Annotated in this window: 14 protein-coding genes; 2 read left to right on the top strand and 12 right to left on the bottom strand. The window is 70.8% G+C overall.

Features of this window, described 5'->3' with window-relative positions; translation table 11 throughout:
• The first annotated feature begins 8 nt into the window (after positions 1-8).
• On the top strand, positions 9-803 hold the full coding sequence (locus tag ABRP24_RS14735) for a Maf family protein (protein ID WP_349848976.1): 795 nt from the start codon (positions 9-11) through the stop codon (positions 801-803).
• Positions 804-882: 79 nt separating this feature from the next.
• On the top strand, positions 883-2,670 hold the full coding sequence (locus ABRP24_RS14740; protein ID WP_173034498.1) for a biotin carboxylase N-terminal domain-containing protein: 1,788 nt from the start codon (positions 883-885) through the stop codon (positions 2,668-2,670).
• An 88-nt stretch (positions 2,671-2,758) separates the two neighbouring features.
• On the opposite strand, the gene ABRP24_RS14745 is transcribed toward ABRP24_RS14740, so the two are convergent.
• The 12 genes from ABRP24_RS14745 to ABRP24_RS14800 all read right to left on the bottom strand — a co-directional run bounded on the left by ABRP24_RS14745 (position 2,759) and on the right by ABRP24_RS14800 (position 15,587).
• Positions 2,759-3,451: a hypothetical protein gene (locus ABRP24_RS14745; RefSeq protein ID WP_349848978.1), complete on the bottom strand. Its 693-nt coding sequence runs from the start codon at positions 3,449-3,451 to the stop codon at positions 2,759-2,761.
• A 407-nt stretch (positions 3,452-3,858) separates the two neighbouring features.
• Complete coding sequence (locus ABRP24_RS14750; protein ID WP_349848980.1) at positions 3,859-5,523, bottom strand: phospho-sugar mutase; 1,665 nt, start codon at positions 5,521-5,523, stop codon at positions 3,859-3,861.
• A complete protein-coding gene (locus ABRP24_RS14755) occupies positions 5,520-6,362 on the bottom strand; it encodes a purine-nucleoside phosphorylase (protein ID WP_349848982.1) in 843 nt (280 codons plus the stop codon). Before ABRP24_RS14755 ends, ABRP24_RS14750 begins: the two co-directional genes overlap by 4 nt.
• 29 nt (positions 6,363-6,391) lie before the next feature.
• On the bottom strand, positions 6,392-6,670 hold the full coding sequence (locus ABRP24_RS14760) for a PTS sugar transporter subunit IIB (protein ID WP_349848984.1): 279 nt from the start codon (positions 6,668-6,670) through the stop codon (positions 6,392-6,394).
• Positions 6,667-7,113 carry a PTS sugar transporter subunit IIA gene (locus ABRP24_RS14765; RefSeq protein ID WP_027466459.1) on the bottom strand — a complete coding sequence of 149 codons (447 nt, stop codon included), beginning with the start codon at positions 7,111-7,113 and terminating at the stop codon, positions 6,667-6,669. Before ABRP24_RS14765 ends, ABRP24_RS14760 begins: the two co-directional genes overlap by 4 nt.
• Before the next feature lie 3 nt (positions 7,114-7,116).
• A complete protein-coding gene (locus tag ABRP24_RS14770) occupies positions 7,117-8,229 on the bottom strand; it encodes an adenosine deaminase (protein WP_349848986.1) in 1,113 nt (370 codons plus the stop codon).
• 120 nt (positions 8,230-8,349) lie between these two features.
• On the bottom strand, positions 8,350-9,648 hold the full coding sequence (locus ABRP24_RS14775; protein ID WP_349848988.1) for a thymidine phosphorylase: 1,299 nt from the start codon (positions 9,646-9,648) through the stop codon (positions 8,350-8,352).
• 1 nt (position 9,649) lies between these two features.
• Complete coding sequence (locus tag ABRP24_RS14780) at positions 9,650-10,132, bottom strand: cytidine deaminase (RefSeq protein WP_071244268.1); 483 nt, start codon at positions 10,130-10,132, stop codon at positions 9,650-9,652.
• Positions 10,133-10,151: 19 nt separating this feature from the next.
• Positions 10,152-11,441 carry an ABC transporter permease gene (locus ABRP24_RS14785; protein WP_027466455.1) on the bottom strand — a complete coding sequence of 430 codons (1,290 nt, stop codon included), beginning with the start codon at positions 11,439-11,441 and terminating at the stop codon, positions 10,152-10,154.
• Complete coding sequence (locus ABRP24_RS14790) at positions 11,438-12,805, bottom strand: ABC transporter permease (RefSeq protein ID WP_349848991.1); 1,368 nt, start codon at positions 12,803-12,805, stop codon at positions 11,438-11,440. The genes ABRP24_RS14785 and ABRP24_RS14790 overlap by 4 nt, the downstream gene beginning before the upstream one ends.
• Before the next feature lie 55 nt (positions 12,806-12,860).
• Positions 12,861-14,381: an ABC transporter ATP-binding protein gene (locus tag ABRP24_RS14795; protein ID WP_027466453.1), complete on the bottom strand. Its 1,521-nt coding sequence runs from the start codon at positions 14,379-14,381 to the stop codon at positions 12,861-12,863.
• 141 nt (positions 14,382-14,522) lie between these two features.
• Positions 14,523-15,587 carry a BMP family protein gene (locus ABRP24_RS14800; protein WP_027466452.1) on the bottom strand — a complete coding sequence of 355 codons (1,065 nt, stop codon included), beginning with the start codon at positions 15,585-15,587 and terminating at the stop codon, positions 14,523-14,525.
• Between the last annotated feature and the right edge of the window lie 82 nt (positions 15,588-15,669).

The raw sequence follows: 15,669 nt of genomic DNA on the forward strand, positions 1-15,669 counted from the left end.
ATGGTCCCATGCGTCTGTACCTCGCGAGTACATCCCCCGCCCGCCGAGCACTCCTCGCCCAGTCCGGGATCGAACCCGTGCTCGTGTCCCCCGGCGTCGACGAGGACGCCGTCGGCGCCGCCGCCGCGGCATCGCTCGGCCGTGCCCTGACCGGACCGGAGCTCGTCTCGCTGCTCGCCGTCGCCAAGGCGTCGGCAGTCGCCGACTCCGCGGTCGCCGGGTCCCCGGTCGACGGGGTCGTGTTCGGCGGGGACTCCGCGTTCGAGGTCGACGGACAGCTGTACGGCAAGCCGCACGACCCCGCAGTCGCCCGGGAGCGCTGGCGACAGATGCTCGCCGCCGGCGGCGGGACGCTGTGGAGCGGACACTGCGTGATCGATCGACGACGCGACGACCGGCACCGGGACCCGGAACCGGCCACGGGACGGCCTGGAGGCGCGGCACCGGCCCGCACCGTGCCTCCCGTCCGGTCCCTGGTCACGTCCACCGCCGGCGTCCCGCAGCTGGGTGCCGTCGCGCCCGGCGGGTCGGCGCTGGCCGCCGGTGGCGACCGCGTGGTCGCGGTCGACAGCGCGGTGCTGACCTTCGCCGACGATGTGTCCGTCGACGAGATCGACGCGTACGTCGCGACGGGCGAGCCGCTCGAGGTCGCGGGTGCCTTCACCATCGACGGCCGTGCCGCGGCGTACATCACGCGGATCGACGGAGCACCGTCCGCCGTGATCGGGATGTCGCTGCCGGTGCTGCGATCGATGCTCCTCCGGGGCTTCGGCATCGCCTGGCACGACCTGTGGACACTGTAGACATCCGCACCTGTTCCGGGTGGTTCTTTGTGGGTGCCAGTCAAAACGCACTCCCGCCACACGAATACGCTGATGTGTCATGCCCCGTATCAGCAAGGTCCTCATCGCGAACCGCGGCGAGATCGCCGTCCGCATCATCCGCGCGGCCCGCGACGCGGGCAAGGCATCGGTCGCCGTCTACGCCGACCAGGACCGCGATGCCCTGCACGCCCGCCTCGCCGACGAGGCCTACGCGCTGAACGGCACCACGAGCGCCGACACGTACCTCGTCATCGACAAGATCATCTCGGTCGCCCGCCGCTCCGGCGCGGACGCCGTGCACCCGGGCTACGGGTTCCTCGCCGAGAACGCCGACTTCGCCCGCGCCGTCATCGATGCCGGGCTCGTCTGGATCGGCCCGTCGCCGGAATCGATCGAGCGCCTCGGTGACAAGGTCTCCGCGCGCCACGTCGCCGAGAAGGTCGGCGCGCCGCTCGCCCCCGGCACCATCGAACCCGTGCAGGACGTCTCCGAGGTCTTCGACTTCGTCGACCAGGTCGGTCTGCCCGTCGCGATCAAGGCGGCGTTCGGCGGTGGCGGTCGTGGTCTGAAGGTCGTCCGCGACCGTGCCTCCGTCGAGGAGCTCTTCGAGTCCGCCACGCGGGAGGCGATCGCCGCGTTCGGTCGGGGCGAGTGCTTCGTCGAGAAGTACCTGGACAAGCCGCGCCACGTCGAGACCCAGTGCCTGGCGGACGAGCACGGCAACGTCGTCGTGGTCTCCACCCGCGACTGCTCCCTGCAGCGTCGTCACCAGAAGCTCGTCGAGGAAGCCCCGGCGCCCTACCTGACGCCCGAGCAGCAGACCGCGCTGTACGAGTCGTCCAAGGCGATCCTGCGCGAGGTCGGCTACGTCGGTGCCGGCACCTGCGAGTTCCTCATCGGCGCCGACGGCACCGTGTCGTTCCTCGAGGTGAACACCCGCCTGCAGGTCGAGCACTGCGTCTCCGAAGAGGTCACCGGCATCGACCTGGTGCGCGAGCAGTTCCGCATCGCCGAGGGCGGCGTGCTCGACTACTCGGACCCCACGCCGCGGGGACACTCGTTCGAGTTCCGCATCAACGGCGAGGACCCGGGTCGCAACTTCTTCCCCGCGCCCGGCCCCGTGCACGCCTTCAACGCACCGTCCGGCCCCGGCGTGCGTGTCGACTCGGGCGTCGTCTCCGGTGACGTCGTGTCCGGCTCGTTCGACTCGATGCTCGCGAAGCTGATCGTCACCGGCGCCACCCGTGCCGAGGCGCTGGAGCGTTCGCGCCGTGCACTCGCCGAGTTCGAGGTCACGGGCCTGCCGACCGTGCTCCCCTTCCACCGTGCCGTGGTGTCGGACCCGGCGTTCGCGACGGCCGACGACGAGCCCTTCAGCATCTACACGCAGTGGATCGAGACCGACTTCGTCAACGACATCCCGGCGTGGAGCGGCTCCCCCGAGGAACTTCCGGCCCCGGCTGCGCGCGAGAGCGTCGTCGTCGAGGTGCAGGGCAAGCGCATCGAGGTCACCATGCCGTCGATCGTCGGTGGCGGTGCTGCCGGTGCCGGTCTCGCCGGTCGTCGCCCCGCCGGCCCCACCGCTCCTCCGAAGCGCCGCTCGTCGGCCGTCCGCGGGGGCCTGGCGAAGTCCGGGTCGTCCGTCGCGTCGCCGATGCAGGCCACCGTGGTGAAGCTCGCGGTCGCCGAGGGTGACACCGTGGTGAAGGGCGACCTGCTCGTCGTGCTCGAGGCCATGAAGATGGAGCAGCCCGTGCAGGCCCACAAGGACGGCGTCGTCACCGGCCTGAACGCCCCGGTCGGCCAGACGGTCTCGTCCGGTCACGTGCTGCTCGAGCTCGCGTAGCCCGAGCGCTTCTTCTCGCAAAACACCGGTGTTCGCCGGTTGAACACGCGCACACCGCGGTTCGACTCGTGAACACCGGTGTTTTGCTTCATCGAACACGATGCACTCCGGCTGCCTCGAGTGCCACGGGGCCGTTGCCGCCCGGCTCAACATCCGGCCACGTCACGCGGACGACCTTTCGAACGGAGCGGTGCGCACGGAGCCGGTCCTCTCGGAGCTTCTCGTCGATGACGACGCGCTCAGGGGTCCGACCAGCGCGCATCGTCCGGTCGCGGTACTTGACCAGCCCGTCGAACTCCACGACCACGCCGGCGTCCTCGAACCAGAAGTCCACCCGGCCGATCAGGCCGGCCGCATCGCGGAACTCCTGCTGCAGCACCGGCGCCGGGAACCCCGCTTCTGCCCAACACAGCCGCGCCACTGACTCACCCGGCGAGTCAGCAGCCGCGTCCGCGAACTCGATCGCCCGTCGCGCGCGGGTGGACGCCCGCGGACGAGGCTCCCGGCTGCGCAGTTCGGCGAGCAGCGCTTCCTGCGACACTCCCCGGGCCAGCACCGCGTCCAACACGACCACCGCAGTGCGGAACGACGCTCGGAGCGCGACGTCGACCCCGGTGACCACGAGGGTCGTGACGGGCAGGCCGCCGACGCTCGCACAAGCGATGGGACGACCCGCCCCTCCGACCTTCTGCAGATGCGCGCGACGTTGACCGGTGGCTCGACGCGGATCGGTGGCGACGACGTGCTCGGGGAACTCCCCGAGCCACGGGAGTCCGAGCATCGCCACAGCCGACTCGTGGGAGATCACGAGGGCGGGGTGGATGTTCGGCGCGACCGCATCGACCCGTGCACGATGGCGCTCCGCTGCACTCGCTGCTTCGAACGCGTCTCGGTCGACGTACCGGCCGGCTGTGAGGCGGATGAGGGTTCCTCGGCGAGCGGCATCCGCGAGCCGTCGGTGCGCTCTCGGATCGGGATCGCCCGGAGCCGCGCCGAACACCGTGATGTGAGCCATGGCCCCACCGTCACGGCTCCCGCACGGCCCACACGACGGCGACCCTCTCTTTGTGATCAGCCGTCGCTCCCCCACCCCCTGTGGAGGAACAGCAAAACACCGGTGTTCGCGCTCTGCACCGCGTTGTGCGGGTGTTCAGAGCGCGAACACCGGTGTTTTGCGGACCGGTGCGCCTACGACACCAGGGGGCGCACCGCGGCGGCGAGGGCGTCGACCAGGCGCTGGGCCTCGGCGGGGGTGTCCGCGACCGTGTCGAGGTAGACCTTCACCTTGGGCTCGGTGCCGCTCGGGCGGACGATCACCCGGGCGTCGCCGGACAGGTCGTAGCGCAGGATGTCCGAGGGCGGGAAGCCCGCCACCCCGTCGGCGTAGTCCGTCACCGTGTGCACGTCGAGCCCGCCGAGCTCCGTCGGCGGCGTGACCCGGAGCGACGCCATGATCTCGCCGATGCGCGACAGGTCGTCGACGCGCGTCGCGACCTGCCCCGAGGCGAACGCGCCGAACTCGGCGGCGAAGGCCTCGAGGTGGTCGGCGATGGTCGAGCCCGACGCGGCGAGCTCGTCGGCGAGGGACAGCAGCTCCAGCGCAGCCGAGATGCCGTCCTTGTCGCGCACGACCGACGGGTCGACCAGGTAGCCCAGGGCCTCTTCGTACCCGAACAGCAGCTCGGGCACCCGCGACACCCACTTGAAGCCGGTCAGGGTGTCGCGGTACTCCAGCCCGTGGCGCGCGGCCACCCGGGCCAACGCCGGCGACGAGACGATCGACGCGGCGAGGGTGCCGGTCGCGCCGGACTCCGACGCCCGTGCGGCGGCCCGCCACCCGAGCAGCCAGCCGACCTCGTTGCCCGACAGTCGACGGTAGGAACCGGATCCGTCCGGGATCGCGAGTGCGAGCCGGTCGGCGTCGGGGTCGTTCGCGATCACCAGGTCGGCGCCGACCGCCAGACCGCGGGCGATCGCCAGGTCCATCGCGCCGGGCTCCTCAGGGTTCGGGAACGACACCGTCGGGAACGCCCCGTCCGGCTCGATCTGCTCCGGCACGACCGCCGGCTCGGCGAACCCGGCCGCCGCGAACACCGCACGAGCGGTCTCCCACCCGACGCCGTGCATGGCCGTGTAGACGACCTTCGGCTGCGCATCGCCCGCGAGTGCGGGAGCGGGCACGATGGCGGCCGTCGCGGCCACGTAGGCGTCGACCAGGGCCGACGTCGCCACGGTGTAGTCCGTGCCGCGCGGCAGGTCCGTGACGGACCCTGCGGCGACGGCGTCGATGGCGTCCGCGATCTCGCCGTCGACGGGCGGGACGATCTGCGAGCCGTCGTCGTCCTGACCGAGGTAGACCTTGTACCCGTTGTCCCGGGGCGGGTTGTGGCTCGCGGTGACCATGACGCCGGCACCGACGTCGAGGTGCCGGACGGCGAACGCGAGCACCGGCGTCGGCAGGGCCGAGGGCAGCAGGGTGACCTCGAGCCCGAGGCCGCGCATGACCTCGGCCGAATCACGTGCGAAGACGTCCGAGTTCACCCGGCCGTCGTACCCGATCACGACGCTGCGCGAGCGCCCGGTGTCGATGAGGAACCGTGCGAGCCCCGCAGCGGCCTGGGCCACGACGACCCGGTTCATGCGCCGCGGGCCCCAGCCGAGCTCCGCGCGGAGTCCGGCGGTGCCGAACTGCAGCCGGCCGTCGAACCGCTCGGCGAGCGCCCGGACAGCGGGACCGTCACCGTCGGCCGCCGCGTCGATCGCCGCGGCCAGCTCGTCGCGGGTCTCCGGGTCGGGGTCCTGCGCCAGCCACGCCCGCGCGGTGCCGAGCACCTGGTCGAGGTCGAGCTTCACGACGCCGGCTGCCCGAGTGCGGCGACCACGCGTGCGAGCAGATCGGCGATCACCGGCTCGGCCTGCTTGCCGGCCTCGAGCACCTCGGTGTGCGACAACGGGGTCTTCTGGATGCCCGCGGCGAGGTTCGTGATGAGCGAGAACCCGAGGACCTCCATGCCGGCCTGACGGGCGGCGATGGCCTCGAGCGCCGTGGACATGCCGACGATGTGCCCGCCGATGGTCTTCGCCATCTGGACCTCGGCCGGGGTCTCGTAGTGCGGGCCGCGGAACTGCGTGTAGACACCCTCGTCGAGCGACGGGTCGACCGTCCGGGCCAGCTTGCGCAGCCGCGCCGAGTACAGGTCGGTGAGGTCGATGAACGTCGCGCCCTCGAGCGGGCTGTCCGCGGTCAGGTTGATGTGGTCGCTGATGAGCACCGGCGTGCCCGGGGTCCAGTGCTCCTTGATGCCGCCGGCACCGTTGGTCAGCACCATGATCGAGGCACCGGTCGCCGCGGCCGTGCGGACGCTGTGCACGACCCGACGGACCCCGTGGCCCTCGTAGTAGTGGGTGCGGGCACCGATGACGAGCGCGTGGCGGCCGTCGGCGAGGCGGATCGACCGGATCGTGCCGGAGTGCCCGGGGACGGCCGAGGCGCTGAACCCGGGGACCTGCTCGGCCGGGATCTCGGACACGGTCTCACCGATGATGTCGGCGGCCTTGCCCCAGCCCGAGCCGAGGGTCAGGGCGATGTCGTGCCGCTCGATGCCGGACTGTTCGGCGATGGCGGCTGCGGCGTCCCGCGCGACCTCGAACGGGTCGGCAGCGGGGTCGTTCAGCGGGTTCTCGGTGCTCATGCCCCAACTCTAAAGGGCGGACTGCACGCTCAGTGCTCGCCGAGCGCCCGGTCCACCGCCGCCGTGATCTCGCCCTGGTCGAAGTGGTTCGCGATGACGATGACCTCGGCGTAGGTGTCGCCGATCGCCTCGACGAACTCCTGACTCGTCAGGATCACGTTGGCGTCGTCGGAGACGTGCCGCACGGACGCGACGTCCGCTGCGACGACGGACGCGGAGAGCCCGAGGGCGTCGAGCGCCTTCTCGGCGTTCACCTTGAGGATGCCGCTCGACCCGATGCCGGCGCCGCAGATGGTCACGATCTTCACGCGGAGACCCCCATGATCGTGCGGACCTCGTCCGCCGTGGTCGCCGCCGCGATCCGCCCGGTCACGGTGGCGTCGTTGAACAGGTTCGCGATCTCGCCGATCGACTCCAGGTGGGTGCCGACCTCGGCCACCGCGAGCCCGAGCACCACACGGACGGGGTCGTTGTGCGGGTGGCCGAACGCAACAGGAGCAGCCAGCGTCACGATCGCGAGTCCGTCCCGCACGACGGCACCACCCGGCCGGGCGTGCGCGAACGCGAGCCCCGGCGAGATGACGATGTACGGCCCGTGCTCCTCGACCATGCCGATCATGGCGTCGGTGTACTCGTCGGTGGTGGCGCCCGAGGCGACGAGCGCACCGCCGACCAGGCGCATCGCGTCACGCCACGCGGGCGCGTCCGCACCGAGGAGGACGGCGGTGTCCGGCAGCGGTGGCAGTCCCATGCGTCAGGCCTCCTGGTACCCGGCCGTGATGGTGGCGATGATCTCCTCGCGGTCCTCGAGCGGCAGGAACGACCCGAGCGCGGCGTTGATCTGGAACGCGGCCAGGTCGTCGAGGTCGTAGCCGAACGTGCCGGCGAGCAGCGCGAGCTCCTTCGACAGCGAGGTCCCGCTCATCAGGCGGTTGTCGGTGTTCACCGTGACGCGGAAGCCGAGCTGGTAGAGCACGTCGAACGGGTGGTCGGCGAGGTCGTCGCCCCACGCCGCGATCGCACCGGTCTGCAGGTTGGACGACGGCGAGACCTCGAGCGGGATCTCGCGGTCACGGACCCACGAGGCGACCTCGCCCAGGGAGGCCAGCGTCGAGCCGTCCCCGGCGTCGGACAGGGCGACGTCCTCGAAGATGCGGACGCCGTGCCCGAGGCGGAGCGCCCGGCCGTCGACGAGCGCGGACCGGATGGACGCGAGCCCGTCGGCCTCGCCCGCGTGCACGGTGACGGGGAACAGTTCGGACCCCAGGTAGTCGAAGGCGGCGCGGTGGTTCGAGGCGGGGAACCCGGCTTCGGCACCGGCGATGTCGAAGCCGACGACCCCGGCGTCACGGTGCCGGACGGCGAGCTCGGCGATCTCGAGCGACCGGTCGGCGTGCCGCATCGCGGTGACGAGCTGGCCGACGCGGATGCGCCCACCGGCGGCGTCGACGGCTTCCTCGATGCCGGCCTGTACCGCCTCGACCGTCTGGTCGAGGGTCAGTCCGCCCTGCAGGTGCTGCTCCGGCGCCCAGCGGACCTCGCCGTAGACGACGCCGTCGGCGACCAGGTCCTCGACGAACTCGCGGGCGATCCGGGTGAGCTGCGGTGCGGTCTGCATCACCGACGTGGTGACGTCGAACGTCTTCAGGTACTCGACCAGTGAGCCGGAGTTCGACTGGTCGGCGAACCACTGCCCGAGCTCGGCCGGGTCGGTGGTGGGGAGCGACACACCCGCCGAGGCCGCGAGCTCGATGATGGTCGCGGGACGCAGGCCGCCGTCGAGGTGGTCGTGCAGCGAGACCTTCGGCAGGTCGTTGATGACTGCCCCGGCGTCGGGCAGGCGGTAGGTCGGGGCGTCGGCGCTCATGCCCCCAGGCTATCGGTGGTCACCGCCGCCGCGCAGGCACCTGTGCACAACCCACAACGGAAGACACTGGAGGCTCCCCACAGCTGTGCAGGGAGCCTCCGGTCGGTCGGGTGGCTGGGTTCAGGACCCGATGCGCTCGCGCACGATCGGCCCACGTGCCGTGGCAGCGGAGCCCGCCGGGCCGATGGTCCACGCACCCTCGAGCGACTCGAGTGCGCGCGGGATCCGCGACGCGTCGTCGGAGTGCAGCGTCCAGAGCGGCTGGCCCTCGGTCACGATGTCCCCCGGCTTGACGTGGAGCTCGATGCCCGCACCGGCCTGCACCGGGTCCTGCGCGCGGGCACGACCGGCCCCGAGCCGCCAGGCCGAGACCCCGAACGGCAGTGCGTCCTGCTGCGTGAGGACCCCCGACGTCCCAGCGGTGACGACGTGCTGTTCGCGGCCCACGGGCAACGCGGCGGACGGGTCCCCGCCCTGCGCCTCGATCATCCGACGCCAGGTGTCCATGGCGCGGCCGTCCGCGAGCGCCGCTGCGGGGTCGGCGTCGGGCAGTCCGGCCAGCGTGAGCATCTCGGTCGCGAGCGCTACGGTCAGCTCGACGACGTCGGCGGGGCCACCGCCGGCGAGCACCTCGACCGACTCCCGCACCTCGAGCGCGTTGCCGATCGTCAGCCCGAGCGGGACCTCCATGTCGGTCAGCAGCGCCGAGGTCGCGACCCCGGCGTCGTTGCCGAGGTCGACCATGGTCTGCGCGAGCTCCCTGGACGCCTCGTAGGTCGGCATGAACGCGCCGGACCCGAACTTGACGTCGAGCACGAGCGCACCGGTGCCCTCGGCGATCTTCTTCGACATGATGCTCGACGCGATGAGCGGGATGCACTCGACCGTGCCGGTGATGTCGCGGAGCGCGTAGAGCTTCTTGTCCGCGGGGGCCAGGCCGGACCCGGCGGCGCAGATGACCGCGCCGACGTCCTGCAGCACCTGCATCATGCGGTCGTTCGAGATGGACGCCTGCCACCCGGGGATCGACTCGAGCTTGTCGAGCGTGCCGCCGGTGTGGCCGAGCCCGCGGCCGGACAGCTGCGGCACCGCGACGCCGAACGACGCCACCAGGGGTGCCAGCGGCAGGGTGATCTTGTCACCGACCCCGCCCGTGGAGTGCTTGTCGACCGTCGTCTTGCCGAGCGACGAGAACGACATCCGCTCCCCCGACGCGATCATCGCGAGCGTGAGGTCCTTGATCTCGCGCCGCTCCATCCCGTTCAGGAAGATCGCCATCGCCATCGCGGCCATCTGCGGGTCCTCGACGTAGCCGCGGGTGTACGCGTCGACGAGCCAGTCGACCTCGGCGGTGCTCAGGGCCCCGCCGGAGCGCTTCGTGCGGATGAGGTCGACGGTGTCGAACGGCTCGACGGCCATGTCAGTGCTCCTGCTGGTAGGTGGCGAGGGTCCGCGGCCCGAAGGCGTCCGGCAGGACCTCGTCGATGGTGCGGATGCCGGAGAGCGTCTCGAGGAGCATGCCCTCGGTCGAGTGCTCGAACAGCAGCTGGCGGCAGCGGCCGCACGGCATCAGGGTCGCCCCGTCGCCGTCGACGCACGTGAACGCGACGAGCTTGCCGCCCCCGGTCATGTGCAGCTGCGACACGAGGGAGCACTCCGCGCAGAGCGTCACCCCGTAGCTCGCGTTCTCGATGTTGCAGCCGGAGACGATCCGCCCGTCGTCGGTGAGCGCGGCGGCGCCCACCGGGAACGACGAGTACGGCGCGTAGGCGCGCCGCATCGCGGCCGTGGCGGCGTCCCGCAGGACGCCCCAGTCCACGTCGTCGACCGGGAGGCCCGTGGCGGCGTCCGTCGGGTCGGTGGCGGTGACCGCCTGGTCACCTGGTTGCTGCGTGTCGGTCATGTGTCGTGCCTCCAGGCCGTCAGCTCTTGATGTAGGGCTTGCCGGACGCGGCGGGGCCGCGCGACTGCCCGACCAGGCCGGCCACGGCGAAGATCGTCACCACGTACGGCAGCATCAGCAGGAACTCGCTGGGCACGGGTGAGTCGATCGCTCCGAGCGTGTTCTGCAGGTTCGACGCGAAGCCGAACAGCAGCGCCGCGAGCGTCGCCTTGATCGGGTCCCACCGGCCGAAGATGACGGCGGCGAGCGCGATGTAGCCGGCGCCCGCGGTCATGTCCTTCGTGAACGGCCCGACCGCGTCGAGGGTGAAGTACGCCCCACCCAGACCGGCGATCGCACCGGCGAGGGAGACGTTCCAGAACCGGGTGCTCGTGACGTTGATGCCCACCGTGTCGGCGGCCTGCGGGTGCTCGCCGACCGCGCGGAGGCGCAGGCCCCAGCGGGTCTTGAACAGGCCGAAGGTGACGACGGCCACGGCGATGTAGGCCAGGTAGACGACGACCGTCTGCTCGAAGAACACCGGACCGATGACCGGGATCTGGTGCAGCAGCGGGATCTCGACCTTCGGGAACCGGATGCCGATGTTCAGGGTCTCCTCGTTCGGGGAGAGCACCTGCGAGTACAGGAAGCCGGTCAGGCCGGAGATGAACGCATTGATGACGACACCGACGATGACCTGGTCGACCAGGTACTTGATGCTGAACGCCGCGAGGACGAACGACACGAGCATGCCGGCGACGAGCGCGGCGACGAGGCCGACCCAGGGCGACCCGGTGATCGACGCGACCATCGCGGAGCTGAACGCACCGGCGAGGAACTGACCCTCGATCGCGATGTTCACCACGCCGACCCGCTCGGAGATGACGCCGCCGAGGGCACCGAACACGAGCGGGACGCTCAGGCTCAGCGCGCCGAGCAGCAGGCCGGGGATCGGCAGGGACGAACCGGCCGCGGCCCACGTCAGGAACCCGATGACGAAGACGACCGCGAACACCGACGTGACCCACAGCGGGACCCGGCGGAGTGCCCGCGTCTCGATGAACGCGTACACGGTCAGGATCGCGAGCAGGACGATGACGACGATGCCCGTCCCGAGCGCGGGCAGCGGGACGTTCGGCAGCGCGAAGAAGTCACCGGCGTTCGCGAGGCGGAACGTGGTGGTGCCGGAACGCGGCAGCAGGCCGAACAGCACGATCGCGATGAGCGTGAACACGCCGTACCCGATCGGGAGCTTCCAGCTCCTGGTGGTCTCGACCGGACGGGCCGCGAGCGGCGACGCGGGGGCCGCGGTGGGGCTGATGGTGCTCATGCGGCGACCGCCTTCTTGCTGGTCTTGCTCGTCTTCGTGCGCTTGCGTGCACCCGGCTGCGGGATCCGGAAGATCGCGCGGACGAGCGGCGGCGCCGCGATGAAGAGGACGATGAGGGCCTGGATGACCCCGACGATGTCGATCGGGATGCCGTTGGCGGCCTGCATCGCGTAGCCACCGTTCTTCAGCACGCCGAACAGGATGGCCGCCCAGAACACACCCCAGGGCTTGGAGCGGCCGAGCAGGGCCACGGTGATGGCGTCGAAGCCGATGCCGGCGTCGATGCCCGATGTGAAGCCCGAGGTGACGGCGCCCTGCACCTGGTAGGCGCCGGCGATGCCGACCAGGGCACCGGAGATCAGCATCACCCAGATGGTCAGCGACGGGACGCTCATGCCGGCCACACGCGCGGCACGGGGGTTCTCACCGATGGTGCGGAACCGGAAGCCGAGCGACGACTTGTTGACGAGCCACCAGACGACGACGACCGCGATGATCGCGACGATGAACCCGAGGTCCACGCCGTACCGCACGCCGAAGAGCTGCGGCAGCAGGGCGCTCTCCTTCGTGGCGGGCGAGATCGGGTTGCTGCTGCCCGGGGCCTGCAGCAGGCCCGGGGTGCGGAGCAGGTAGCTGACCAGGTAGAGCGCGACGTAGTTGAGCATGATCGTGACGACCACCTCGTTCGCACCCGTCCGGGCCTTGAGCACCCCGACGATGCCGCCCCAGACCGCGCCGCCGACGATGCCGGCGAGGATCGTGAGCGGGATGTGGATCGCGGCGGGCCCGTCGAACGAGAACCCGACCCACCCGGCGGCAGCAGCGCCCATCAGGATCTGGCCCTGGCCGCCGATGTTGAACAGCCCGGCGCGGAACGACAGCGCGATCCCGAGCCCGGCGGCGATGAGCGGAACCGAGTAGTCGACGGAGCGCGTGAGCGGCCCGACCGCCTGCTGGAACGAGTCCGCGCCGAAGTTGAACACCGAGCCCTGGAACAGCGAGGCGTACGCGCCGCCGACCGCGGTGCCGACCGCTTGGAGCATGTCCGTCGGGCGGGCGAAGAAGTACCCGGCGGTGGCACGGACGTTCTCGTCCGTCACCGCGATGAGGATGCCGCAGGCGACCAGCGCGAGGACGACGGCGAGCACCGTGACGAGCACGGACCCGTTCAGGATCCCCTGCAGGGCGGCCTGCCAGCGGTCACCACCGGCGCCGTTGCGGCGCTCGGTGTCCTCTGCCGAGTCCGTCATCAGGTGCGGGGTCGACTCGACCTCCTGCAGACGGTCGTCGGTGAGCGGGGCGTCCGCGGTGCCGTGCGCAGCCGGGGTCGGCTGCTGCGTGTTGTCTGGCGGTGGGGTGGTCACGCTGCCAGCTCCGTTCCGGTCGTGGGTGTGGCGTGGATCTCGCCGGCCGAACCGGTCATGCGGCCAGCTCCGTTCCTTCGGGGATCTCCCCGGCCATCATGAGGCCGAGGACGTCGCGGGGGGTGGTCGCGGGGACGATGCCGACGATGCCGCCGCGGTACATCACGGCGATGCGGTCGGCCAGGGCGACGACCTCGTCGAGCTCGGTGGAGACGACGATGACCGGCACCCCGGTGTCGCGGGTGGCGACGATGCGCTTGTGGACGAACTCGATCGAGCCCACGTCGATGCCGCGGGTGGGCTGCGCGGCGACGAACAGCCGCAGTTCACGGCTCAGTTCGCGCGCCAGGACGATCTTCTGCTGGTTCCCGCCGGACAGCCGACCGGCCGCGGTGGTGCGGCCGGGGGTGCGGATGTCGAACTCGGCGATCTTCTCGTCGGCGAAGGCGTCGCGTTCCGCCGACCGGATCGTGCCGGCGCGGACGAACTCGGCGTGGTCGGCCCGGTCGAGCATCAGGTTCTCGGCGATGGTGAACTCGCCGACCAGGCCGTCCTCCTTGCGGTCCTCGGGGACGAAGCCGACGCCCGCGTCGAGCACCTGCTTGACGCTCCGGCCGGTGAGCTCCTTGCCGTCCAGGGTGATCCGGCCGGCGTGGGCGGGCTCGAGGCCGATGATCGCCTCGGTGAGCTCGGTCTGGCCGTTGCCCTGCACCCCGGCGATCGCCAGGACCTCGCCGCGACGCACCGTGAAGGAGACGTCGTCGACGAGCACGATGCCGGACGGGTCGGTGACGGTGAGGTGTTCGACGACCAGGGCGTCGTCGCCACCGGTCGAGGGTTCCTTGTCGACCACGAGCGAGACGGCACGGCCGACCATCAGCGCGGCCAGCTCGTTGTTCGTGGCGGTCGGCGAGGCTTCGCCGACGACCTTGCCGAGACGGATGACCGTGATGCGGTCGGCGACCTCGCGCACCTCGCGGAGCTTGTGGGTGATGAAGACGATCGCGGTGCCGGCTTCGCGGAGCTGGCGCATGATGCCCATCAGCTCGTCGGTCTCCTGCGGGGTGAGGACGGCCGTCGGCTCGTCGAACACCAGCACGGAGGCGTCGCGGGACAGCGCCTTGATGATCTCGACGCGCTGCTGGACGCCGACGGGCAGGTCCTCGACCTTGGCGTCGGGGTCGACGTCGAACCCGAAGCGGTCGGAGATCTCCTGCACGCGCTTGCGGGCACCGGCCAGGTCGAGCCGCCCGCCGAAGGTGGTCTGCTCCTGGCCCAGCATGACGTTCTCGGCGACGGTGAACACGGGCACGAGCATGAAGTGCTGGTGCACCATGCCGATGCCGGCGCGCATGGCGTCACCGGGGCCGTCGAAGTCCTGCACCACGTCGTCGAGCAGGATCTCGCCCTCGTCGGCGTCGTACAGGCCGTACAGGACGTTCATCAGGGTGGACTTGCCGGCGCCGTTCTCACCCAGGAGGCAGTGGACCTCACCCGGCTCGACGGTGAGCGAGATGTGGTCGTTGGCGACCAGGGCGCCGAACCGCTTGGTGATGCCGCGGAGTTCGAGCTTCATGTTCGGGAGTCTATTTCTGTCTCGCGCGCGCCACGCGGGCGCACGGTGTCGCGTGCACCCCGCGGATGCACGATGTGGTGTGCGCCACCCGGGCGCACGAGAACGCGGGCGAGGGATGCTCCCCCGCCCGCGTTCACCGGGTCAGGACTGGGTCTTGACCTTGATCGAGCCGTCGATGATGCCGGCCTTCACGTCGTCGAGCTCGCCCTGCAGGCCCTTGTCGACCTTGGACTCGAAGTCGTGGAACGGCGCGATGCCGACGCCGTCGTTCTCGAGGGTGCCCACGTACGGGTCCTTCGAGAACTTGTCGTCAGCCGCCTGCTCGACGACGTCCTTCACGGCCGGGCGCATGCCCTTCTCGACCGAGGTGAAGGCGATGTCCTTGTAGCGGGGGTCGGCCTCGTAGAGGTCGCTGTCCGCACCGATCAGGACGGAACCGTTGTCGGCGTCCTTGATGGCCTCGGCGGCGGACTGGTAGATCGGGCCACCGACGGGCAGGATCACGTCGGCGTCCTGGTCGAGGAGCGTCTGCGCGACGGACTTGGCCTGCGTGCCGGCCTCGAAGCCACCGGTGAAGGAGCCCTTGCCGGTGTCGACGTTCCAGCCGACGACCTTGACGTCCTTGTCCTTCTGCTCGTTGTAGTACTTCACGCCGTCCGCGAAGCCGTCCATGAAGATGGTGACGGTCGGGATCTGCATGCCACCGAAGGTGCCGACGACGCCGGTCTTCGAGTAGGACGCCGCCGCGTAGCCGGCGAGGAACGCCGCCTGCGAGGTGTCGAACGTGATCGGCTTGACGTTCTTCGCGTCGATCGAGTTGTCGTCGATGATCGCGAAGTCGGTGTCGGGGTTCGCAGCGGCCTGCTTCTTCGTGGCGTCGGCCAGGTTGAAGCCGACGGTCACGACGAGGTTGCAGTTCTGGCCGATGAGCTGCTCGATGTTCGAGTCGTAGACGGTGGCGTCCTTCGACTCGGCCTCCTTGTAGGTGGCACCGAGGTCCTTGGCGGCGTCCTTCATGCCCTCGTAGCCGAGCTGGTTGAACGACTTGTCGTCGAACCCACCGGCGTCGGAGACCATGCAGGGGCGGAAGTCGGTCTTCTTCGCCGAGTCGGTGGTGGACGGCGCCGAGGCGCAGCCGGCCAGGACGGCGACGGTGCCGGCGAGCGCGAGGCCGCTGAGGACGACCTGTCGGGTACGAGATGTCACGGGTTGGTTCCTCCGGGGAGCGTGCCCGGACCACGTGCGTTCCGGGCGATCGTGGCGACAGTACACGACCGTCGGGCCGGTA

It is taken from the genome of Curtobacterium sp. WHRI 8282, assembly GCF_040223925.2.
Taxonomy (GTDB): Bacteria; Actinomycetota; Actinomycetes; order Actinomycetales; family Microbacteriaceae; genus Curtobacterium; species Curtobacterium flaccumfaciens.